General features: G+C 67.8%; 23 protein-coding genes. 12 read left to right on the forward strand and 11 right to left on the reverse strand.

All coding sequences use genetic code 11. The features are described from left to right. Window positions 1-123 precede the first annotated feature (123 nt). The 4 genes from prcA to dop all read right to left on the reverse strand — a co-directional run bounded on the left by prcA (window position 124) and on the right by dop (window position 3,634). Entirely contained in the window at window positions 124-894 is a 771-nt protein-coding gene (gene prcA / locus MAA44156_RS09030) for a proteasome subunit alpha (RefSeq protein WP_003878079.1), read from the reverse strand. Beyond that, on the reverse strand, window positions 891-1,802 hold the full coding sequence (gene prcB, locus MAA44156_RS09035) for a proteasome subunit beta (RefSeq protein WP_003872162.1): 912 nt from the start codon (window positions 1,800-1,802) through the stop codon (window positions 891-893). The genes prcA and prcB overlap by 4 nt, the downstream gene beginning before the upstream one ends. Continuing rightward, window positions 1,799-1,993 carry a ubiquitin-like protein Pup gene (locus tag MAA44156_RS09040; RefSeq protein ID WP_003872163.1) on the reverse strand — a complete coding sequence of 65 codons (195 nt, stop codon included), beginning with the start codon at window positions 1,991-1,993 and terminating at the stop codon, window positions 1,799-1,801. Before MAA44156_RS09040 ends, prcB begins: the two co-directional genes overlap by 4 nt. A gap of 132 nt (window positions 1,994-2,125) precedes the next feature. After that, window positions 2,126-3,634 carry a pup deamidase/depupylase gene (gene dop / locus MAA44156_RS09045; protein WP_009976629.1) on the reverse strand — a complete coding sequence of 503 codons (1,509 nt, stop codon included), beginning with the start codon at window positions 3,632-3,634 and terminating at the stop codon, window positions 2,126-2,128. 150 nt (window positions 3,635-3,784) lie between these two features. Here dop and MAA44156_RS09050 point away from each other — a divergent pair, with 150 nt between their 5' ends. Further along, entirely contained in the window at window positions 3,785-4,429 is a 645-nt protein-coding gene (locus MAA44156_RS09050; protein ID WP_009976627.1) for a hypothetical protein, read from the forward strand. Window positions 4,430-4,542: 113 nt separating this feature from the next. Here MAA44156_RS09050 and arc read toward each other — a convergent pair whose 3' ends face one another. Beyond that, window positions 4,543-6,372 carry a proteasome ATPase gene (gene arc, locus MAA44156_RS09055; protein ID WP_003872166.1) on the reverse strand — a complete coding sequence of 610 codons (1,830 nt, stop codon included), beginning with the start codon at window positions 6,370-6,372 and terminating at the stop codon, window positions 4,543-4,545. Between the two features lie 318 nt (window positions 6,373-6,690). On the opposite strand from arc, the gene lppK reads away from it, so the two are divergent. Then, entirely contained in the window at window positions 6,691-7,305 is a 615-nt protein-coding gene (lppK, locus tag MAA44156_RS09060; protein WP_029248474.1) for a lipoprotein LppK, read from the forward strand. Between the two features lie 8 nt (window positions 7,306-7,313). Next, window positions 7,314-7,613, forward strand: coding sequence for a DUF503 domain-containing protein (locus tag MAA44156_RS09065; RefSeq protein WP_003872168.1), 300 nt, complete (start codon window positions 7,314-7,316; stop codon window positions 7,611-7,613). Between the two features lie 13 nt (window positions 7,614-7,626). Here MAA44156_RS09065 and trmI read toward each other — a convergent pair whose 3' ends face one another. Then, window positions 7,627-8,472, reverse strand: a complete 846-nt coding sequence (trmI, locus tag MAA44156_RS09070) for a tRNA (adenine(58)-N(1))-methyltransferase TrmI (protein WP_009976625.1) — start codon at window positions 8,470-8,472, stop codon at window positions 7,627-7,629. Window positions 8,473-8,547: 75 nt separating this feature from the next. On the opposite strand from trmI, the gene MAA44156_RS09075 reads away from it, so the two are divergent. Then, complete coding sequence (locus MAA44156_RS09075; protein ID WP_009976624.1) at window positions 8,548-9,453, forward strand: RecB family exonuclease; 906 nt, start codon at window positions 8,548-8,550, stop codon at window positions 9,451-9,453. Here MAA44156_RS09075 and MAA44156_RS09080 read toward each other — a convergent pair. The 5 genes from MAA44156_RS09080 to MAA44156_RS09100 all read right to left on the reverse strand — a co-directional run bounded on the left by MAA44156_RS09080 (window position 9,450) and on the right by MAA44156_RS09100 (window position 13,319). Continuing rightward, window positions 9,450-10,820: an FAD-containing oxidoreductase gene (locus tag MAA44156_RS09080; protein WP_009976623.1), complete on the reverse strand. Its 1,371-nt coding sequence runs from the start codon at window positions 10,818-10,820 to the stop codon at window positions 9,450-9,452. The genes MAA44156_RS09075 and MAA44156_RS09080 overlap by 4 nt on opposite strands. 38 nt (window positions 10,821-10,858) lie before the next feature. Further along, complete coding sequence (locus MAA44156_RS09085; RefSeq protein WP_029248473.1) at window positions 10,859-11,371, reverse strand: membrane protein; 513 nt, start codon at window positions 11,369-11,371, stop codon at window positions 10,859-10,861. 150 nt (window positions 11,372-11,521) lie between these two features. Beyond that, window positions 11,522-12,376, reverse strand: coding sequence for an ATP phosphoribosyltransferase (gene hisG, locus MAA44156_RS09090; protein ID WP_029248472.1), 855 nt, complete (start codon window positions 12,374-12,376; stop codon window positions 11,522-11,524). 2 nt (window positions 12,377-12,378) lie between these two features. Then, window positions 12,379-12,660, reverse strand: coding sequence for a phosphoribosyl-ATP diphosphatase (locus tag MAA44156_RS09095; RefSeq protein ID WP_003872174.1), 282 nt, complete (start codon window positions 12,658-12,660; stop codon window positions 12,379-12,381). Window positions 12,661-12,686: 26 nt separating this feature from the next. After that, on the reverse strand, window positions 12,687-13,319 hold the full coding sequence (locus MAA44156_RS09100; protein ID WP_011724761.1) for a TetR family transcriptional regulator: 633 nt from the start codon (window positions 13,317-13,319) through the stop codon (window positions 12,687-12,689). Window positions 13,320-13,622: 303 nt separating this feature from the next. On the opposite strand from MAA44156_RS09100, the gene MAA44156_RS09105 reads away from it, so the two are divergent. The 8 genes from MAA44156_RS09105 to MAA44156_RS09140 are packed head-to-tail and all read left to right on the forward strand — an operon-like array spanning window position 13,623 to window position 22,682. Further along, window positions 13,623-14,483 carry an MlaE family ABC transporter permease gene (locus MAA44156_RS09105; protein WP_003872176.1) on the forward strand — a complete coding sequence of 287 codons (861 nt, stop codon included), beginning with the start codon at window positions 13,623-13,625 and terminating at the stop codon, window positions 14,481-14,483. Between the two features lies 1 nt (window position 14,484). After that, complete coding sequence (locus tag MAA44156_RS09110; RefSeq protein WP_009976617.1) at window positions 14,485-15,348, forward strand: ABC transporter permease; 864 nt, start codon at window positions 14,485-14,487, stop codon at window positions 15,346-15,348. A 23-nt stretch (window positions 15,349-15,371) separates the two neighbouring features. Continuing rightward, window positions 15,372-16,964 carry an MlaD family protein gene (locus MAA44156_RS09115; RefSeq protein WP_009976616.1) on the forward strand — a complete coding sequence of 531 codons (1,593 nt, stop codon included), beginning with the start codon at window positions 15,372-15,374 and terminating at the stop codon, window positions 16,962-16,964. Next, on the forward strand, window positions 16,961-18,016 hold the full coding sequence (locus MAA44156_RS09120; protein WP_009976615.1) for an MlaD family protein: 1,056 nt from the start codon (window positions 16,961-16,963) through the stop codon (window positions 18,014-18,016). The genes MAA44156_RS09115 and MAA44156_RS09120 overlap by 4 nt, the downstream gene beginning before the upstream one ends. Window positions 18,017-18,044: 28 nt before the next feature. Further along, window positions 18,045-19,100, forward strand: a complete 1,056-nt coding sequence (locus MAA44156_RS09125) for an MCE family protein (protein ID WP_029248471.1) — start codon at window positions 18,045-18,047, stop codon at window positions 19,098-19,100. Further along, entirely contained in the window at window positions 19,097-20,212 is a 1,116-nt protein-coding gene (locus MAA44156_RS09130) for an MCE family protein (RefSeq protein ID WP_009976612.1), read from the forward strand. The genes MAA44156_RS09125 and MAA44156_RS09130 overlap by 4 nt, the downstream gene beginning before the upstream one ends. Then, on the forward strand, window positions 20,209-21,426 hold the full coding sequence (locus MAA44156_RS09135) for an MlaD family protein (RefSeq protein ID WP_029248470.1): 1,218 nt from the start codon (window positions 20,209-20,211) through the stop codon (window positions 21,424-21,426). Before MAA44156_RS09130 ends, MAA44156_RS09135 begins: the two co-directional genes overlap by 4 nt. After that, complete coding sequence (locus MAA44156_RS09140; RefSeq protein WP_009976609.1) at window positions 21,423-22,682, forward strand: MlaD family protein; 1,260 nt, start codon at window positions 21,423-21,425, stop codon at window positions 22,680-22,682. The genes MAA44156_RS09135 and MAA44156_RS09140 overlap by 4 nt, the downstream gene beginning before the upstream one ends. Window positions 22,683-22,697: the final 15 nt, after the last annotated feature.

The following is a 22,697-nucleotide window of genomic DNA, read 5'->3' on the forward strand; positions in this document are numbered from 1 at the left end:
TCGAGCGTACTGGTTGTCCGACCGCGGCGGTGGGCAAGCCGCGCCTATCGGTGTGACGAAGTTTCCGGGCGCGGTTTCCGGCGGCGGTGTCGGGCGGCGTTTTCGGGTGCGGGCGAAGGGGCGCTAGTCGGAGGAGCCGCCGTTGAGCTCCGGCGCGTCGCCGTTGCCGTCCGAACCGTTCGAGTCGAGTTCGCGCAGCAAATTCTCCAGCGTGGGCCGGTTGATCCGGCGGAACGCCCGGCGGGGCCGGTTGACATCCAGGATCGCGACTTCCAGGCTGCCGACGTCCAGGGCGGACTGGTCGCCGTTGGAGGATTCGCTGCCGGCCCGCAACGCCCGCACCGCGATGCGGGTCGCCTCGCGCAGGTTGGCGTTCTCGGCGTAGGAGTCCTTGAGCGCGGTGGTGATCGGCTCGGTGGTGCCGCCCATGACCACGAAATGCGGCTCGTCGGCGATCGACCCGTCATAGGTGATCCGGTACAGCTCAGGCGGTTTCGTCTCGCCGTAGTGCGCGACCTCGGCGACGCACAGTTCCACCTCGTAAGGCTTGGCCTGCTCGGTGAAGATGGTGCCCAGCGTCTGCGCGTACACGTTGGCCAGTTGCCGCCCGGTCACGTCGCGGCGGTCGTAGGCGTAACCGCGGGTGTCGGCGAATTGGATGCCGCCGCGGCGCAGATTGTCGAATTCGTTGAACTTGCCCGCCGCGGCGAAGCCCACCCGGTCGTAGAGTTCGCTGATCTTCTGCAACGACCGCGACGGGTTCTCGGCGACGAAGAGCACACCCCCGGCGTAGACCAGCGCGACCACGCTCTTACCCCGGGCGATGCCCTTGCGCGCAAGCTCGCTGCGCTCGCGCATCGCCTGCTCGGGCGAGATGAAATACGGGAAGCTCACTTGTCACCACCCGCGGCGTCGGGGCCGAAAGTGTCTGCGCGCGAACGGCTTTGGATCACCTCGCGGGCCAGCTCGGCGATGCGGCTCTCCGGCACCTCGAGCGCACCCTCCGCGCCGATGGTGACCGCGGTGGGATAGATGCCGCGGACCAGATCCGGTCCGCCGGTCGCGGAGTCGTCGTCGGCGGCGTCGTAGAGCGCCTCGATCGCGACGCGCACCGCGGAGTCGGCGTCGACGACCTGTGAGTACAACTTCTTCATCGACGACTTGGCGAAGATCGAGCCCGACCCCACCGACTGGTAGCCCTCCTCTTCCAGGTTCCAGCCGCCGGCGGCGTCGAACGACACGATGCGGCCGGCGCCTTCCGGGTCGGGCGCGTCGATGTCGTAGCCGGCCAGCAGCGGCAACGCCACCAGTCCCTGCATCGCGGCGGCGAGGTTTCCGCGCACCATGATGGCCAGCCGGTTGACCTTGCCGGCAAACGTGAGCGGCACGCCTTCGAGCTTCTCGTAGTGCTCGAGTTCCACGGCATACAGCCGGGCGAACTCCACGGCGATGGCGGCGGTGCCGGCGATGCCGGTGGCGGTGTAGTCATCGGTGATGTACACCTTCTTGACGTCGCGCCCGGCGATCATGTTTCCCTGCGTCGAACGCCGGTCGCCCGCGAGCACCACGCCGCCGGGGTATTTCAGCGCGACGATGGTGGTCCCGTGCGGCAGCTGACCCGTGCCGCCGCTCGACGAAGCCGGGCCGGACTGCGCCCCGCCGAGGGCCGCCGGCAGCAACTCCGGCGCCTGGCGGCGCAGGAAGTCGGCGAATGACGACAGATCTACGGCGGGTTGTCCGGAGAATGCGGGGCCCGGAAGTGCGGAATTGGTGGACAGGCGATCAGGGAACTGCCAGGTCACTGGCCGCCCTTTTGGACGTATGCCCGGACGAAGTCCTCGGCGTTCTCCTCGAGAACGTCGTCGATTTCGTCCAGCAGATCGTCGGTGTCCTCGGCCAGCTTCTCCCGGCGCTCTTGGCCCGCGGCCGTGCTGCTGGCGAAGTCGTCCTCGTCGTCGCCGCCACCGCCACGCTTGGTCTGCTCCTGAGCCATCGCCGCCTCCTGCTTCGTCTGGGCCTGTTGAGTGGCTTGTCCCAATTATCGAGTTCGATTGCCAAGCCACGCTGCCCGTTGGTCTTCTCTACCCTACCGGTCAACTCCGACGTTGCCCGCCTGAACCGGCGTCTAGCTGGTGAGTTGTTCGACCAGCTCGGCGGCGCTATCCACCGAGTCCAATAACGCTCCGACATACGCCTTGCTGCCGCGCAGCGGCTCCAGCGTCGGAATGCGGACCAGCGAATCGCCGCCCAGGTCGAAAATCACCGAATCCCAGCTGGCCGCGGCGATGTCGGCGCCGAACCGGCGCAGGCATTCGCCCCGGAAGTAGGCGCGGGTGTCGGTGGGCGGATTGTCCACCGCTTCGAGCACCTGGTGTTCGGACACCAGCCGCTTCATCGAGCCGCGCGCCACCAGCCGGTTGTAGAGGCCCTTGTCCAGTCGGACGTCGGAGTACTGCAGGTCGACCAGGTGCAGCCGCGGCGCCGACCAGCTCAGGTTCTCCCGCTGGCGGAATCCTTCGAGCAGGCGCAGCTTGGCGGGCCAGTCCAGCAGCTCGGCGCATTCCATCGGGTCGCGCTCCAGCTGGTCGAGCACGTGCGCCCAGGTCTGCACGATGTCGGCCGCCCGCGGATCCGGGTCGCGGCTGTCGACCAGCTTGGCCACCCGGTCGAGGTAAACCCGTTGCAGCGCAAGCCCGGTCATCTCGCGGCCGTCGGCCAGCGCCACGGCGGTGCGCAATGACGGGTCGCGGCTGATCGCGTGGACCGCGTGCACCGGCCGCGCCAGGGCCAGGTCGCTGAGGTCGATGCCGTGCGCCGGGCCTTCCTCGATCAGGTCGAGCACCAGGGCCGTGGTGCCCAGCTTCAGATAGGTCGACGTCTCGGCCAGGTTGGCGTCGCCGATGATGACGTGCAGCCGCCGGTACCGGTCGGCGTCGGCGTGCGGCTCGTCGCGGGTGTTGATGATGCCGCGTTTGAGCGTGGTCTCCAGGCCGACTTCGACCTCGATGTAGTCCGAGCGCTGGGACAGCTGGAAGCCGGGCTCGTCACCGGAGGGCCCGATGCCGACCCGCCCGGAGCCGGTGACCACCTGACGGGACACGAGGAACGGGGTGAGCCCTGCGATGATCGCGGAAAATGGCGTCTGCCGCGACATCAGATAGTTTTCGTGCGCGCCGTAGGAGGCGCCCTTGCCGTCGACGTTGTTCTTGTAGAGCTGAAGTTTCGCGGCGCCGGGCACGCTGGCGACGTGCCGGGCGGCGGCCTCCATCACCCGCTCGCCGGCCTTGTCCCAGATCACCGCGTCGAGCGGGTCGGTGCATTCGGGCGCGGAGTATTCCGGGTGGGCGTGGTCGACGTAGAGCCGTGCCCCGTTGGTGAGGATCATGTTGGCGGCGCCGACCTCGTCGGCGTCCACCACCGGCGGCGGGCCGGCCGAGCGGCTCAGGTCGAAACCGCGGGCGTCGCGCAGCGGCGACTCCACCTCGTAGTCCCAGCGGGTGCGCTTGGCGCGCTGGATGCCCGCTGCGGCCGCGTACGCCAACACCGCCTGCGTCGACGTGAGGATCGGGTTGGCAGTCGGGTCCGATGGCGATGAAATGCCGTATTCGACCTCCGTCCCGATAATCCGTTGCATGACCTAAGCGTAGGCCGGACGACGATGCGCCCCGCGCAGCGGGGCGGGAGGAGCCGGCCCATCAAACCCCGCCGGACGACGATGCGCCCCGCGCAGCGGGGCGGGACGCTGCTTGTTGACGGCACCGACACCAGTGATTAATTTCACCCTGTGTCCGCACCCGGATCCGATGGCGCCGTCGGGAAACATGCCCTGGACCTGGCGGGGAAACGTTACGGCGAAGTCCTGCTCGTCACTCCGGGTGAGGCGGGCCCGCAGGCAACGGTTTACAACAGCTTTCCGCTCAACGACTGTCCGGCCGAGCTGTGGTCGGCGCTCGACCCGCACGCGATCGCCAAGGAGCACGGGGCGGCCATGGCGTTGCTCAACGGTCCGCGCTACTGGCTGATGAACGGCATCGAGAAGCAGCCGCAAGGCCCCCGGATCACCAAAACCTTCGGCGGCATCGAGATGATCCAGCAGGCCACTGTGCTGTTGTCGTCGATGAATCCCGCGCCCTACATCCCCAACACGGTCAATCGCCACACCGTCTTCGTCTTCGACGCGGGCCAGGAGATTTACGAGCTGATCGACCCCGAGAACCAGCACTGGGTGATGCAGACCTGGAGCCAGGTGTCCGACCCGACGTTGTCGCGAGCGGATCTACCCGGCCTCGCCGGCCGCCTCGACCTGCCCGCCGGGTGGAGTTACCAACCTCGGGTGCTCACCAGCGAGCTGCGGGTGGACACCACCAGCCGGCCCGCGCGGGTGCTGCAGGACGACCTGACCAACAGCTATTCGCTGGTGACGGCCTGACGGCGGGCAGGGGCCACGAGCACGAGACTGAAACTACGCACATCCGCCGCGGCGTGTCGTGTGCGTAGTTGCAGTGTCGCGGAAGCGGAGCCGGCAGCCGGCACCCGCGACCGCTACAGGTACTGGCCCAGGTTGGACTCGGTGTCGATGGCCCGCGACGCGCTCGAGCTCTTGCCGGTGACCAGGGTGCGGATGTAGACGATCCGCTCGCCCTTCTTGCCCGAAATCCGCGCCCAGTCATCGGGGTTGGTGGTGTTGGGCAGGTCCTCGTTCTCGGCGAACTCGTCGACGATCGAGTCGAGCAGGTGCTGGATGCGCAGACCCGGCTGGCCGGTCTCCAGCACCGACTTGATCGCGTTCTTCTTCGCGCGGTCGACGACGTTCTGGATCATCGCCCCGGAGTTGAAGTCCTTGAAGTACATGACTTCCTTGTCGCCGTTGGCGTAGGTGACCTCCAGGAACCGGTTGTCGTCGATCTCGGCGTACATCCGCTCGACGACCTTCTCGATCATCGCCTTGATGCAGGCGGTGCGGTCGCCGCCGAACTCGGCCAGGTCGTCGGCGTGCAGCGGCAGCTCCTCGGTCAGGTACTTCGAGAAGATGTCTTGCGCCGCTTCGGCATCCGGGCGCTCGATCTTGATCTTCACGTCGAGGCGGCCGGGCCGCAGGATGGCCGGGTCGATCATGTCCTCGCGGTTGGAGGCGCCGATCACGATGACGTTCTCGAGCCCCTCCACGCCGTCGATCTCGGACAGCAGCTGCGGGACCACCGTCGTCTCGACGTCCGAGCTGACCCCGGTGCCGCGGGTGCGGAAGATGGAGTCCATCTCGTCGAAGAACACGATCACCGGCGTGCCCTCGGAGGCCTTCTCGCGGGCGCGCTGGAAGATCAGCCGGATGTGCCGCTCGGTCTCGCCGACGAACTTGTTGAGCAGCTCGGGGCCCTTGATGTTGAGGAAGTACGACTTGGCTTCGCGGGCGTCGTCGCCGCGCACCTCGGCCATCTTCTTGGCCAGCGAGTTCGCCACCGCCTTGGCGATCAACGTCTTACCGCAACCGGGCGGGCCGTAGAGCAGCACGCCTTTGGGTGGCCGCAGCGCGTACTCGCGGTAGAGCTCCTTGTGCAGGAACGGCAGCTCGACGGCGTCACGGATCTGCTCGATCTGGCGGGTCAGGCCACCGATGTCCTCGTAGCTGACGTCGGGGACCTCCTCGAGCACCAGGTCCTCGACCTCCGCCTTGGGGATGCGCTCGAAGGCATAGCCGGCCTTGGTGTCCACCAGCAGCGAGTCGCCGGGCCGCAGCTTGCGCGGCCGGGTGTCGTCGTTGAGGGCGTCCGGGTGACCGTCGGGCAGGTTGTCGGCGACCAGCGGCTCGGCCAGCCACACGATGCGCTCCTCGTCGGCATGGCCGACCACCAGGGCCCGGTGCCCGTCGGCCAACAGCTCGCGCAGGGTGGAGATCTCGCCGACCGATTCGAAGGTGCCGGCTTCCACCACCGTCAGCGCCTCGTTGAGACGAACCGTTTGACCCTTGCGCAGCAACGAAACATCGATGTTCGGCGAGCAGGTCAGCCGCATCTTGCGGCCCGAGGTGAACACGTCGACGGTGTCGTCCTCGTGCGTGGCGAGCAGGACGCCGTAGCCGCTGGGCGGCTGCCCGAGCCGGTCGACTTCCTCGCGCAGGGCCAGCAGCTGTTGACGGGCCTCTTTGAGGGTCTCCATCAGCTTCGAGTTCCGGGCCGCAAGGGAGTCGATGCGGGCCTCCAGCTGATGCACGTCACGCGCGGAGCGGGCGCCGCCGTGCGAGCCGACGGCGTGCTCGAGTTGCTCGCGCAGCATCGCCGCCTCGCGACGCAGTTCCTCCAGCTCGGCCTCGTCGCCGCTGGACATGTCTGATTCGCGGGGGGTCCCGAAAGCTTCAGAACGCTCTGAGCTACCCATCTTGCGCTCCTTTCCCACACCGAATTGGCGCGGCGGATACTTCAAAGCTACCGGCGATTGCCGATTGATGTGGGTAGTCAAATACCCACGAAAAGTTAAGATTTTCGTCACGCTGGTAATCTCGGCCACTAATCCTGATGATCGAAAGGGCCCGGAGGAACGCCGTGACCGCAAAAAGCCTCGCCACGGGCTCGGCTCCGGTCGCAGCCGTCGGCGCCGGCGCCGCAGGTGTGACTTCGGTTGCACCCATCGGCCCGACCTTAGCGAGTTCCCCGATCCGCGCAGCGGCCAGAGCCGCCTAGCCGGCCGACCGACTGGATGCACCGAGCACTGTCCGTAGCGTTGAGCGCCGCCACCGCGCTGGCGGCGGTCGGACTGGCGGCGTGTTCGACGTCGCACCCGAGAAGCGAGACGTCGGCCGCCTCGTCGCTGCCGCCCGCCACGTCGACTCCGATCGCGCCGCCGGCCACGACTCCCCTGCCGCCCCCCGAAGCCCTCACCGATGTGCTCGGCCGGCTGGCCGACCCGAGCGTCCCGGGCGCCAACAAGGTGAGTCTGGTCGAGGGCGCGACGCCGGAGAGCGCGGCCACGCTGGACAAGTTCACCAATGCCTTGCGCGACAACGGCTACCTGCCCATGACCTTCACCGCGAACGACATCGCGTGGTCGGACCAGAACCCGTCGAACGTGAAGGCCAGCATCGCCGTCCACACCAACCAGCCCAACAACGCCAACTGCACCTTCCCCATGGAGTTCACTCCCTTCCAGGGCGGCTGGCAGCTGTCCCGGCACACCGCCGAAACGCTGTTGGCCCTTGGCAAGTCGCCGCAGGCGCCGACGTCTGCGGCTCCCGAGGGCCCGGGGGCCCCGGCTCCGCCGGCCGAACCCGCCCCGCCGCCGGAGCCCGCGCCCACGCAAACCCCGCCCGGGTGAGCCGCGGGATGTGGGTCGGCTGGCTCGAGTTCGACGTCTTGCTGGGCGACGTCCGCTCGCTCAAACAGAAGCGGTCGGTCATCCGTCCCGTCGTCGCGGAGTTGCAGCGCAAGTTCAGCGTCTCGGCCGCCGAGACGGGTTCGCACGACTTGTATCGACGGGCGGGCATCGGCGTCGCCACGGTCTCCGGCGACCGCGGCCATGCCGTCGACGTCCTGGACGCGGCCGAACGGCTGGTGGCCGCGCATCCGGAGTTCGAGCTGCTCTCGGTGCGGCGCTCGCTGGTTCGCAGCGACGACTTGGGCTAGCCGGGCCGTCGGATCAGCCGTCGCGGCCTTCGCGTTTACGGCCCAACGGCGCCGGCGCGATGACGCCGGGCGCCAGCCGCCGGGTGAAGATCAAAAAGGCGGTGTGCCCGCGCATCGAATGCTGCGGCCGCACCGCGAGACCGACGACGTTCCAACCCCGTTGCAAGGTTTCCCAGGAGCGTGGTTCGGTCCAGCACTGCTGGGCCCGTAACGCCTCGACGGCCCGCGACAGCTGGGTGACCGTGGCCACGTAGATCATCAACACCCCGCCGGGGATCAGGAGCCGCGCGACCGACTCCAGCACCTCCCACGGCGCCAGCATGTCCAGCACGGCGCGGTCGACGGACCGGTCCGGCAGATCCGAGTCGGCGACGTCGTCGACGATCAGTTGCCAGTTGTCCGGTGCCTCGCCCCCGAAGAACACGGACACGTTGCGCTGGGCGTGCTCGGCATGGTCGGCGCGCTGTTCGTAGGAGATCACCCGCCCCTGGGGTCCGACCGCGCGCAGCAGCGAGCAGGTCAGCGCACCCGAGCCGGCCCCGGCCTCCAGCACCCGCGCCCCCGGGAAGATGTCGCCCTCGTGCACGATCTGGGCGGCGTCCTTGGGGTAGATCACCTGCGGCCCGCGCGGCATCGACATCACGTAGTCGATCAGCAGCGGCCGCATCACCAGGTAGACGGCGCCGTTGCTGGACTTGACCACGCTGCCCTGCTCGAGCCCGATCACCGCGTCGTGGGGGATGGACCCGCGATGGGTGTGGAACTCGGCGCCGGCGGCGAGCACCATCGTGTAGTGCCGACCCTTGGCGTCGGTGAGCTGCACACGCTCGCCCACGGTGAACGGGCCGGTAACGGACACGCGGTCCAGCGTGCCAGCCGACTCGCCGCAACCGGTGCTTGGGGGTTGTCGGCGCCCGGTCCTAGGCTGCCGAACATGATCGTCCAGCCGGAGGCACGGCAGTCGGCGGCGCGGCCGACGGGCCAGGTGTCGCGCCCGGCGCTGTCGCCGTCGCGGGCGGCGGACTTCAAGCAGTGCCCGCTGCTGTACCGGTTCCGGGCCATCGACCGGCTGCCCGAGGCGCCGTCGCCCGCCCAACTGCGCGGCTCGCTGGTGCATGCCGCCCTGCAGCAGCTGTACGAGCTGCCGGCCGCCCAGCGCGGCCCCGAGACGGCCCTGGCGCTGGTGGGCCCGGCCTGGGAACAGCTCCTCGCCGCGAGCCCGGAGCTGACGGCGGACCTGGATCCCACCCAGCACGGCCAACTGCTGGCCGAGGCGCAGGCGCTGCTCGCCGGTTATTACCGGCTCGAAGATCCCACCCGTTTCGACCCGCAGTGCTGCGAGGAGCGGGTGGAGGTCGAACTCGCCGACGGAACGCTGCTGCGCGGATTCATCGATCGCATCGACGTCGCCGCCACCGGCGAGCTGCGGGTGGTCGACTACAAGACCGGCAAGGCGCCGCCGGCTGCACGAGCCCTGGCCGAGTTCAAGGCCATGTTCCAGATGAAGTTCTACGCGGTGGCCCTGTTGCGTTCGCGCGGTGTGCCGCCCACCCGGCTGCGGCTCATCTATCTGGCCGACGGTCAGGTGCTGGACTACTCACCCGAGTACGACGAGCTGCTGCGCTTCGAGAAGACCCTGATGGCGATCTGGCGGGCCATCCAATCCGCCGGTCGGACAGGCGATTTCCGTCCCACCCAGTCACGGCTGTGCGACTGGTGTCCGCATCAGCAGCTCTGCCCGCTATTCGGCGGAACCCCGCCGCCCTACCCCGGCTGGCCGGATACACTTGGCGCGCAAGACAATTCGACTCTGTCCGACCCCGTCGACCTGGCCGGCTAGGCCAGCGGCGACATTTGCTGCAGCATCGTCGGGATCAGTTCGCTGACGGTGGGGTGGATGTGCATGGTGCGCGACAGCGTGGTGTAGGGCGCCTTGGCGGACATGACGTCCAGGATGCCGTGTATCGCCTCGTCGCCGCCGACGCCCAGGATGGCGGCGCCCAGGATCTCCCGGGTGTCGGCGTCCACCACCACCTTCATGAAGCCTTGTGTCTCACCCTTTTCCACCGCCCGGCCCACCCTGGTCATCGGGCGCTTCCCGACCAGGGCCCTGCGCCCTGACGCACGGACCTGCGCGACGGTCATGCCGGCGCGCCCCAGCGGCGGGTCGATGTAGAGCGCGTAGGTGGTGATCCGGTCGCTCACCCGGCGCGGATCGTCGTCGAGCAGATTGGCGGCGACGATCTCGAAGTCGTTGTAGGAGGTGTGCGTGAACGCGCCCCTGCCGTTGCAGTCGCCCATCGCCCAGATGTGTTCGACGCTGGTCTTCAGCTGGTCGTCGACGAGGATGTAGCCGCGGGCGTCGGTCCGCACGCCGGCCACCGCCAGGTCGAGGTCGTCGGTGTTGGGTCGCCGGCCCACCGCCAGCAGCAGGTGGCTGCCCCGGATGGGCGGAGCGCCGTCACGCGGGGTCAGTTCGAAACCGTTGCCGGTCTTGGCTATTCGCACGTCGTCGGCGTTGACGACGATGTCGATGCCTTCGGCCCGCAGGATTTCCTGCACCGCGGCCGACACGTCCTCGTCTTCGCGGGAGGCCAGCCGCGGGCCGCGCTCCACCACGGTCACCGCAGCCCCGAAGCGCCGGTACATCTGGGCGAACTCCAGCGCGATGTAGCTTCCGCCGACGATGACGAGATGTGTTGGCAGCCTGTCGAGTTCGAGGATCGACACGTTGGTGAGGAAGTCGACCCCGGCCAGGCCGGGGATGTCGGGCACCACCGCGCGGCCGCCGACGTTGAGGAAGATGCGCTCGGCCCGCAGCAGGTCCTCGCCGACCTGCAGGGTGTGCGGATCCCGGAAGCGGGCGTGGCCGCGGACCACGGTGCAGCCGGCCATGCCCGCCAACCAGTCTTCGACGCCCTTGCGGTCGCCCAGCATGATCTCGTCTTTGCGTGCCTTGACTTTCGCCATGTCCACGCTGATCGCCCCGGTCCCGACGCCGTAGTCCGCGCCGCGACGGGCCAGGTGGGCCGCATGCGCCGAGGCGACCAGCGTCTTGGTGGGAATGCACCCGGTGTTGACGCAGGTGCCGCCGATCAGTTTGCGTTCGATGATGGCGACGCGCTGCCCGGCCGCGGTCAGCCGCCCGGCCAGCGGCGGGCCGGCCTGGCCGGCGCCGACGATGATCGCGTCGAAATGCTTTGTCACTGAACGACTGTCACTCAACGACTGTCAGTTAGGGGCTGTCACTTAACGGCCGTCAGCAGATAATCAGTCAGCACGTGCCCGGTCGCCGCGAGAATGGCGAACCCGCCCGCGATCGCCACCACGTCTTCGAGCAGCGCGATCGGCAGGTCCTTGCCGCCGGTCGCGGCGACCAGCCACCGACGGGCGTGGTAGCCGCCCAGGGTGCCGAGCACCGCGCCGATGACACCGGCCCCGAGCGCGGTGAAGGTCCAATGCGGCCAGGCCCCCAGCGCCGCCCCGGCTAGCCCGCCGAGCACGATCCGGGCCGCGAAGATCGGCGCCGCCGTGCGGGCCGGCGTCTTGGGCAGCTTGTCGTTCACCAGTTCACCGACGGCAAGCACGGTGAAGACGATCACCGTGATGATGTTGGCCATCCAGGACGCCCAGGTGCCGTGCAGATCGACCCAACCGATGAGGGCGGCCCAGGCCACCACGGCCGGCGCCGTCAGCGACCGCAATCCGGCGACGACACCGATCAGCAAAGCCAGCAATACGATAAGCGCGTGTGTCACGGGGATCCTCCTCCGAGGGTGAACAACCGGCGGCCGGTGCAGGGACGGCCCATTCGCCAACCCGGGCAATCCCCTGAGCCGGACGCTAACACAGCGACCCCGGGCGGCACGATGCCCACGCGGCCCGCACCCGGCCGGTACGGAGTGCGATCAGAACCGGCAAAACCTGATGTCGGACGCCAGGATTGCCTTGGCGCCGATGGCGGCCAGTTCGTCCATGATCTCGTTGACGCCGCGGCGCGGCACCAGCGCCCGGATGGCGACCCAGTCCGCGTCGGCCAGCGGCGCGATGGTGGGCGACTCCAGCCCCGGCGTGATCGCCGTGGCTTTGTCCAGCACCGCCCGGGGGCAGTCGTAATCGAGCATCAGGTATTGCTGCCCGAACACCACGCCCTGGATCCGCGCCACCAACTGATCGCGTGCGGCCTGTGTGTCGTCCTGGCCACCCCGGTCGCTCTCGATGAGCACCGCTTCGGAATCGCACAGCGGCTCACCGAAGGCCACCAGGTTGTGCAAGCTCAGGGTGCGCCCCGACCCGACCACGTCGGCGATGGCGTCGGCCACACCGAGCTGCACCGAAATCTCCACCGCGCCGTCGAGCCTAATGACGGTGGCCTCAATACCGCGCTCTGCCAAGTCTTTTCGGACCAGGTTGGGATATGCGGTGGCGATCCGCTTGCCGGCCAGATCGGCGATCTTCCAGTCCCGCCCGGCCGGCCCGGCGTAGCGAAAGCTCGACGACCCGAATCCCAGCGCCAGGCGTTCCCGCACCGGGGCGTCGGAATCACCCACCAGGTCCCGTCCGGTGATGCCGAAGTCCAACTCGCCCGAACCCACGTAGATTGCAATGTCTTTGGGCCGCAGGAAGAAGAACTCGACCTGGTTGACCGGATCGATGACGGTCAGGTCCTTGGAATCGGTGCGGCGCCGATAGCCGGCCTCCGCGAGGATCTCGGTGGCCGTCTCGCTCAGCGTGCCCTTGTTGGGAACCGCGACGCGCAGCATCGTCACAGCTTCCGGTACACGTCGTCGAGGGACAGCCCGCGCGCGATCATCAGCACCTGCGTCCAGTACAGCAATTGGCTGATCTCTCCGGCCAGAGCGTCGTCGGATTCGTGCTCGGCGGCCAGCCACACCTCACCGGCCTCCTCCAGGATCTTTTTGCCCAGCCCGTGCACGCCGCCGTCCAGCGCGGCGACCGTCGCGCTGCCGGCGGGCCGGGTACGGGCGCGCTCGCCCAGCTCGGCGAACAGATCCTCGAAGGTCTTCACGGCCAGCGATTGTTTCACGCGCCGGCCGGCAAAGTCACGGCGGTTTAGCGCCGGCCGGGCGTGGCGTCGCTGGGCCGGTCGAATCCGGCGAGCGTGATGCGCAGCGCTTCTTCCAATTGCTCGTGAAAGGGCCGGCTCTCGTCGCTGTCCGAGCTCAGCCATCCGTCGAGGACGAATTGGACGGTGGCCAAACTCGTGTGCACCAGCAGAGCGGGCCGAATGTCAAGCGCCGCAGTGACATTCATCCGCGCCGCGACCTGTTGGATCAGGTTGCTGTGATCGGTTTCGCTCATCAGCACGGACTTACGCAGCAGGTGGGGCGCGGTCGCGACGGCGTGCCGCCAAGTATCGAAGTCGCCCGCCGCGCCGACCTCCTTGGCATGCGTGACGAATAGTTGGATCAACGCTTCGACCGCCGACTCGTGCGCCGGCCGGGTGCGGTACGCGCCCACGATTGTGGCCGCCACCTCGCGGGCGGGATCGACCAGCAGACCCTCCTTGGTGGGCGCGTACCGGAAATAGGTGCTGATCGAGATCCCGGCGGCCGCGGCGATGTCCTCGGTGGTCACCGCCTCGAAGCCGCGCTCGGCGAAAAGCTGGTGGGCGGTCTGCTGGATCTGCGAGAGCAGCTCGGCCCGGCGCCGGTCCCGCAACGAGCTGCTATTTGCTGAGGGCATGCCATCACCTTCGTCAATCCGACATTCAAACCCCACGGCGCCGTCCAGCGACGAACTGAGATGAGTGACTCTACACTATTGAAAGCCCCTCTCACGTAGGCTAGTGTGATGCAGCACACGCCAATGAACTGCGGACTTGTGGGGCTTGTTGACACTATTTTAATAAAGTTAGAGTCAATGGCGCCCAACGACGTTCGCGCGGCACTCAGGATTCAGGGGTGGGAAGAGGGCCGATGAACGCGGTAGCTGGTACGCAATGACCTGTGCCATGGGTTTGCTGAACGGACCGCTGGTCACGCCGCGATGACCGCGACCTTGACCACGCCACTCGACGGCGTCGACGGCGTTGCTGCCATCCGGAACTGGTCGGTCGGCTACGTCAAACGTCACCCGGTGGCCTCACTGACGACGGTCGGCGAGCAGTTCGTGCTGGGGGTGCGCACCATCCAGTACTTCTTCTACGACCTGATCACCGGGCGATTCCAATGGCAGGAATTCGTCCGCCAGGGCGCGTTCATGGCCGGCACCGCCGTGTTGCCCACCATCCTGGTCTCGCTGCCGATCAGCGTCACCCTGTCCATCCAGTTCGCGTTGCTGGCCGGGCAGGTGGGCGCCACCTCGCTGGCCGGCGCGGCCAGCGGGCTCGCCGTGATCCGGCAGGGCGCGTCGCTGGTCGCCGCGGTGCTGATGGCGTCGGCGGTCGGGTCGGCGATCACCGCCGACCTGGGTTCGCGAACCATGCGCGAAGAGACCGACGCGATGGAGGTGATGGGCGTCTCGGTGGTCCGTCGCCTGGTGGTGCCGCGCTTCGCCGCGGCGGTGATGATCGGCGTGGCACTCACCGGTGTCGTGTGTTTCGCCGGATTCTTCGCCAGCTACATGTTCAACGTGTACTTCCAGAACGGGGCGCCGGGCAGTTTCGTGTCCACCTTCGCGTCGTTCGCGACGACCGGTGACATGATCCTGGCGCTGCTCAAGGCGATCGTGTTCGGCGCCATCGTGGCGATCGTGTCGAGCCAGAAAGGCTTGTCCACCAAGGGCGGACCGACCGGCGTGGCCAATTCGGTGAACGCCGCTGTGGTGGAGGCGATTCTGCTGTTGATGATCGTCAATGTCGCGATCAGCCAGCTCTACATCATGTTGTCGCCCAGGACGGGGCTGTGACGTGACGGCCTCGGCATACCAACCCTTCGCGCCGATCTCGGTGCCGCTGGCGCGGCTCTACCGCAGGGGCAAGGTCCCGGTCATCCGGCTCGGCCATCTGCTGGTCTTCTTCGTCCGGGCGCTGGTGGCCGTCCCGCTGGCCCTGCGCCAGTACAGCGGCGAGTTCCTGCGGCTGCTGTCGAACATCACCTGGGGCAACGGGTCGATCGTGGTGGGCGGCGGCACCGCGGGCGTGGCCGTGGTGCTGGGGATGACGGTCGGCGCACTGGTCGGCATCGAGGGCTACAACTTCCTGGACCTCCTCGGCCTGGGACCGGCCACCGGATTCGTCTCCTCGTTGGTCAACACCCGCGAGCTGGCCCCGCTGATGGCGTCGCTGGCCTTCGCGATGCAGGGCGGCTGCCGCTTCACCGCCCAGCTGGGATCCATGCGCATCGCCGAGGAGATCGACGCGATGGAATCGATTGCCATTCGCCCGATCCCCTACTTGGTGACCACCCGGCTGATCGCGTCGGTGGTGGCGATCGTCCCGCTGTACGCGGCATGCCTGGCGATCGGTTACCTGAGCACCCAAATCGTGGTGAGCATCGGCAGTGGCGGCTCGACCGGGTCCTACCTGCACTACTTCACCCTGATGCTGGCCGGCCAGGACATCGTCTACTCGCTGTTCAAGGCGGTCGTCTTCGTGTGGATCGCCTCCACGATCCAGTGCTACTACGGGTATTACGCGAGCGGCGGGCCCGAGGGCGTCGGGGTGGCCGCGGGGCACGGCATGCGGGCCAGCATCACGGTGGTGATCATCGTGAACATGCTGCTCACCATGGCGCTGTGGGGCGTCGATTCCGGCGCAAGGTTCGGCGGGTAGGCCGGTGGCGAGGTCGGTGGACGATGCCCAATTCCTTTGAGCTGGACGGACGCGGCCCCTCGGACCGGCAGCTGTTCGGCATCGGCATCGCGGTGCTGGTGGTCAGCGCCCTGCTCACCACCGTGATGTTGGTGAAATCGACTGGCAGGCTGGACGATTACGTGCGGGTGGTGGCCGACCTGGTCAACGTGGGCGACGGCCTGCCGCAGAAGTCGGACGTCAAATACCACGGCGTGCTGGTCGGCATGGTCGACGACGTCGTCCCCGCGGCCCACGGCAAACCCAACTATGTCCACATCAACCTGAAAGAGGACTACGCCAAGTCGATTCCGGCCAGTGTGACCGCACGAGTAGTGCCCAGCAACGTGTTCGCCGTGTCGTCGGTGCAACTGGTGGGTAACGGGCCCGGCTCGAAAATCCGTGACGGCGCCCATATTCCGGAGGACAAGCGGCTGCCGACCGTGTTGTTCCAGACGACGGTCAGCAAGCTGCGCGATCTGCTCGCCGCCGCGGGGCGCGGCCGCGATGACAGGTCGGTGGGAATTCTGGCCGCCCTGGGGGCGGCTACCGATCATCGGCGGGTCAGCCTGCTCAACGCCGGGGCGCAACTGAATCGCCTTCTCGATCAACTCAATTCGATTGTCAGCACCGACACCGGCCCATCCACGGTGTCGGCCCTGTTGGATGCGACGCGGGGCCTGGCGCAGACGGCGCCGGATCTGTTGGACGCGTTGCACCAGGCCGTCGAGCCGATGCAGACCTTCGCCGAGACACGCGGCCAGCTGGCGTCGCTGCTGTCGGGCGCCGACTACACGGTGGGGACGACGCGTCAGTCCTTCGACAACCACATCGACCAATTGATCAGGATCACCGCAGATTTCACACCGGTGCTCGGTGTGTTGGCGCAGAAGTCGAACAACTTCGTGCCCGCGGTCACCAAACTGGACAACCTGGCCAACCAGTTCATGGAGCAGGTCTGGAACCCGCAGACCAACCTGGGCAACATGCGCGCGATGCTGACCTTCACCCCCAGCTCCACCTACACCCGCGCCGACTGCCCGCATTACGGAGAGCTGAAGGGGCCCAGCTGCTTCACCGCCCCGCTGATTCCGGTGCGGCCCGACCTGCCCGACGTGCTGCTGCCACAGAACTATCAGCCGCCCAAGGATCTGGCGCCGCCGCCGGGCACGGTGATCGGCCCGGACGGGAACCTCGTCGCGGTGGGCCCGCCGCTGATCAACCCCACCCCGAATTTGACCGACCCCAATCCCCCACTGGCCCCGGGGATCACCCCGTCGCCGCCGGTGCCCGGGAGCGCCAATCCGGACAACCCGTCACCGGGGGCGCCGGCGACACCGCAACCGCAGCAACCGTGGGTCGCGCCGGTGGCGCCCAAGGCCCCTTGGATTCCCCAGTCCTCGTTCCGGCCGTCGTTCGGGGGCAACGTGGGTCCCGTGGGGAGCCAATACGAACGAACCATGCTGGGCGCGATCACCGGTGGACCCGCGTCGGAGGCCACCCAGTTGCTGCTGGGCCCGGTCGCCCGCGGAACGACGGTGTCGCTGGCGCATCCGCCCGGGCCGTCCCCCGCGCCTCGACCCGGGGAGGGCAAATGAGGTTTCGCGGCCCGCTCATCGCGCTGACGCTGTTCATGATCGTCTCGCTGACGCTGACCTGGCTGGTGTATGTGAGCCTGCGCCGCGACGTGGCCGGCGACACGGCCCGGTATTCGGCGGTGTTCAGCGATGTGTACGGGCTGCGCGAAGGTGACGACGTGCGGATGGCCGGGGTGCGGGTGGGCCGGGTCGAAAAGATCGAACTGGACGGGAAATTGGCGAAGGTCTCCTTCGTGGTGCAGTCCGAACAGCGGCTGTACGGGAACACCCTGGCGTCGGTCACCTACCAGAACATCGTCGGCCAGCGCTATCTCGGCCTGTCGTTGGGCAAGGAGGGCAATCCAGCGCAGCTTCCGCCGGGCAGCACCATTCCGCTGGAACGCACCGAACCCTCGTTCGACGTCACCACGCTGCTCAACGGCTACGAACCGTTGTTCAGCCTGCTCAACCCGCACGACGCCGACAACCTGACCAAGGGCATCATCGCCTCGCTGCAGGGCGACACGTCGTCGCTGGCCACCCTGGTCGGCCAGACTTCCACGCTCACACAGACTTTCGCCGGCCGCGACCAGGCGCTCGGCAACGTGATCACCAACCTGAACAAGGTGGTGGGCAACCTGGCGGCGCAGAACGACAACCTCGACGAGGTCATCACCCAGACCCGCAGCGTGGTCGGGGAACTCGACCGGCGACGCCCGGACCTGGTGGCCTCGGTGGGGTCGCTGGCCCGGCTGAGCGATCGGCTGTCGGCCTCCGCCGCCGACGTGTACCCGGCGCTGCGTGAGTTCATCGACCGCCAACCGGGCGTCACCAAACACATCATGGACGTCGAACCGCAGGTGGCCTTCTTCGGCGACAACATCCCGCTGCTGTTGAAGGGGCTCACCCGGGTGGGCAACCAGGGCGCCTACGGCAACGCCTACGTGTGCGACGTGAACTTCATGGGATTTTTCCCGGGACTCAACGACGTCGTGCCGATCATCATCAACGCCGCCACACCCGGCAACCGGGCCTGGCACACCCCGAGATGCAGGAGCACCGTCGATGGTTGAGTTGATGGCCGGGACCACGGCAGGATCGATGCTCGACAGGTCTGTGCGGCAACGACTTTCGGCACTGACGAAGCGCCCGCTGGAGAGCTACAACAAGACCTGGCTCGGGTTCGTCGCCGTCGCGGTGGTCGCGGCGGTGATCGCGGTCATGCTGGTGGTGCACGCGCTCGGCGCCGGATACCGGCACTACACGGCCGAGTTTGCGCAAGCGGCGTCGCTGCGCGCCGGCAACCCGATCGTGGTGGCGGGCATCCCGGTGGGCACGGTCACCAGCATGAAGCTCGTCGGCGACCACGTCGAGGCGGGTCTGAAGGTGCGCGACAACATCAGCTTCGGCAAGGATTCCCGGGCCCAGATCCGGGTCACCACCATCCTGGGTTCGCGCTACCTTGCGCTGGAACCCAATGGCCCGGCGCGCCTGCCCGGCAACACCTTCGACCTGGCGCACACCGAGGTCCCCTACGACCTGCAGGCCGCATTGCAGGACGCCACCACCACCTTCGAGCAGGTCGACTCCGACCGGTTTGCCCAGTCGCTGGCGGTGCTGGGCAAGCAACTCGAGGGCCTGCCGGCCGTTGTGCCGCAGGCGATCACGAACATCGACACGCTGTCGTCGATCATCGCGACCCGGCGCGATCAACTCGGGCAGCTGCTGCGCAGCACCGAACAGGTGACCAACACGCTGCGCCGCCAGCAGGCCGGCATCGGCGCGCTCGTCGACCAGGGCCAGGACCTGCTGGGCCAATTCGTGGCACGGCGCGCGGTCTTCCACGCCATGATGCGATCCCTGTCCAGCCTGGTCGACACCCTCAGTCGGGTGGTGGTCAACGACCGGTCGGGGGTGGACGCGCTGCTCAAAGACATCCGCGATTTCACCGGCCTGGTGTCCGCGCACGACGACCTGCTGCACAGCCTGCTGCAGGTCAGCCCGATCTTCTTCCGCGAGGCGGCCAACCTCACCGGTGACGGCAACGCGATCAATTTCAACGCGCCCAACGTCCCGCTGATCGACTCGTGGATGTGCGCGATCAGCGGCCGTGCCAAGCAGTTCGGCATGATCCAGTACTTCAAGGACTGCAAGTGACGCGGCTCGGCACGAAGGCGCTGGCCGTGGTGGCCGGCGTGGCTGTGGTCGCCGCCGCCGTCGGCATCGGATGGTGGCTGCTGCGCCCCGACGACGACACGATCACGGTGACCGCCCAATTCGACAGCGCCTCAGGGCTTTACGAGGGCAATGTGGTGGCGGTGCTGGGCATGCCGGTGGGCAAGATCACCAAGATCAACCCCAGGGGCGGCTACGTCGAGGTCGAGTTCACCGTCGACCGCGGCGTCAAGGTTCCCGCCAACGCGCAGGCCGTCACCGTGTCGACCTCCATCCTCACCGACCGGCAGATCGAACTCACGCCGCCCTACCGCGGCGGCCCCGTCCTGGGTAACCACGACACCATCGGGTTGCCGCGGACCAAGACGCCCGTCGAATTCAGCAGTGTCCTCAATGTTTTGGACAAGGTGACCAAGTCGCTGGAGGGCGACGGCCACGGCGGCGGCCCGATCGCCGACGTGCTGGGCGGCGGTGCCGAGGTGGTCAACGGCAACGGCGAAAAGATCAAGGCGGCCCTCGGTGAGCTGTCCAAGGCGTTGCGGCTGTCCAGTGACGGCGGCGCGGCCACCCGCGAACAGATCACCACGATCGTCAAGAACCTCAGCACCCTGTTCGACGCCGTGGCCAGCAACGACACCAAACTGCGCGAATTCGCCTCCACCATTCACCAAGTCAGCCAGATCATGGCCGACGAGGACCTCGGCAGCGGCAACACCGGACACAAACTCGACCAGCTGATCCAGCGGGCCGGCGACCTGCTCGACGCCAACCGCGACAACATCAAGCACGCCGTGCTCAGCGGCAACGACACGCTGAAGACCGTGACCGACCAGCGGCGCGACCTGGCCGAGCTGCTGGACCTGGCCCCCCTGGTGGCCGACAACGCCTACAACATGATCGACCGGGCGAACGGCAGCGTCCGCGCCCGCTTCCTCACCGACCGGTTGCTGTTCGACAGCCAGTACACCAAAGAGATCTGCAACCTGATGGGCCTGCGACAACTCGGCTGCAGCACCGGCACGATCCAGGACTTCGGCCCGGACTTCGGGCTGACCTATGTGCTCGACGGCCTGGCCGCCATGGGACAGAAATGACGGCGACGGGCGCGTGGGGAAGGCTCACGGCGCTGGCCGCGGCGATGGCTGTGACGATGGCCACCGCGGGCTGCGCCACGAATGGCCTTGCCAGCCTGCCACTTCCGGCCCCGGGGCTGGGATCAGGGGGTTATTCGCTGAACGCGGTGTTCTCCAACGCGCTCAACCTGCCGATGAACGCCAAGGTCAAACTCGCCGGCGCGGACGTCGGGCAGCTCGAATCGATGGTGGCCCGCAACTACACCGCGCTCACCCGGCTGCGCATCCGCGACGGAGTGCAACTGCCCCGGGGCAGCACGGCCGAATTGCGCACCGCCACACCGCTGGACGACGTGTTCGTCGCGCTGAAACCCCCGCCGGGCGATCACGACGCGCCCCTGCTGAAGAACGGCGACACCATCGGCCTGGAGTCCACCGCGGCGGCCGCGACGGTCGAGTCGGTGCTCAGCTCGGCGGCTGTGCTGGTGAACGGCGGCGCGGTGCGCAATTTCACCAACATCATCAACGGCTTCGGCAAGGCGACCGGCGACCAGGGCCAGGCCTTCGGGGACATGATCCGCAAGTCCAACGAGCTGCTCGGGACGCTGGATGCCCGGTCCGACCAGATCTCGGCCGCGTTGACGCAATTGTCCACTCTCGCCGACCAACTCGACGCCAAGAACCACACCATCACCGATCTGATGACGGCCGCCGGTCCCGCCACCTCGGCCCTGGCCGACAACACCGGCGAGCTGTCCGAGGTCGCCCAGCAGGTGGGTGACACCTCGCGGCTGCTGGCCCGCTTCCCCGCGCTGGGCGGGACCGACACCAGCGGGCGCAGCATGATCCGCGACCTGAACGCGATCGCCGGGGCCGCCAACGACGTCGCGGTGAGCCCGGACACCAGCTGGCAATCGATCAACCGGCTGATCCCGGCGTTGGTCAAATCGACGGCGGGAAACTCGATTTCGGTGAACGTCAGCGTGGACAAGATCATGCTGGGATCGCTCCCCGACATCGGCTTCCCCGGCGACATCGGGCTGCACGGGCCGCACCACTACAACGTCAACCTGCTGGTCGGCACCCTCAAGTACACGCTGTGGCGGCTGCAGGAGCGCGTGGTCGGCCGCGGGCCCAACGCGCCGCAGGTTCCCGTCGTGCCGGATCCCACCGTCCCCGGCCAGATCGACGTCGCCCCCGGACCTCCCCCGCCGCAGCCGGGATCGCCGCCATGATCCGCGCCGTCGCCGGCTTCGCCAATCTCGTTGTCCGTGCGGTGCGCACGGGTCATCGACAGCAGGTCTGGCTGTCCGTGGCGGGGTTGGTGCTGATCCTCGTCGTCGCGACCGCCTATCTGTTGATCGGCGCGTTGCGGGTGACGCCGTTCGCGTCGTCCTACCGCGTCACCGTGCAGTTGCCGGAATCCGGTGGGTTGCTGCCGAATCAGGATGTGGCGCTGCGCGGGGTGCGGATCGGACGAATCGAGTCGCTGCAGATCACCGACAACGGCGTCAACGCCGTCGCCGCCATCACGTCGAAGGTGCGCATCCCGGCGAACACCGTCGCGCACGTGTCGGCGCTGTCGCCGGCCGGCGAGCAATTCATCAATTTCGAGGCCGCCTCCGACGCCGGGCCCTATCTGCACGACGGCAGCTTCATCACCTCCGAGCGCACCACCGTCCCGGTCAGCCTGGCCCAATTGCTCGGTGACGCCGACGGATTGCTGGCCCAGGTGGATCCGCGCAAGATCGAGCTGATCAAAAAGGAGCTGAGCCTGAGCAAGGAGGGCCCGGCGAAGTTGACGGCAATCGTCGACGGCGGTCTGTTCCTGCTTTCCACGCTCGACTCGGTGCTGCCCGAAACCACCAGCATCATCAAGACCAGCCGCGTCGTGCTGAATCTGGCCAGCGACAAGAACAACGGATTAGGCGCCGCCGCAACCGAACTCAACCACACGCTGACGGGTGTCGCCCGGATGCAGGCCGGCTACCGCCGGTTGACTTCGCAGACGCCGCAAACACTTTCGGCCGTCGACAATCTGTTCGCGGACAACTCCGACACCATGGTGCAGTTGCTGGGCAGCATGGCCACCATGTCGCAGCTTCTCTATCTGCGCGTCCCGGCGCTCAACGCGCTGTTCCCCGATTACCGCGGCTCGGTGCTGGACGCGGTGACGAGCGTCTTTCACGACCACGGCGTGTGGGCGACGGCCGACCTCTACCCCCGCTATGTGTGCGACTACGGCACACCGGCGCACGCCTCCTCCGCCGCCGACTACTACGAGCCGTTCATGTACACCTACTGCCGCGACGACGATCCCGCGGTGTCCATCCGGGGCGCCAAGAACGCGCCGCGACCGGGCGGCGACGACACCGCCGGCCCGCCGCCGGGGGCAGACCTGGGCCGGCGAACCGATCCCACACCCCGGGGCCGCTACACCATCCCCACCCCTTACGGCGGCCCGCAGCTGCCGATCGAACCGCCGCACTGAGCCGGAAACCAGCCG

The organism is Mycobacterium avium subsp. avium, assembly GCF_009741445.1.
Taxonomy (GTDB): domain Bacteria; phylum Actinomycetota; class Actinomycetes; order Mycobacteriales; family Mycobacteriaceae; genus Mycobacterium; species Mycobacterium avium.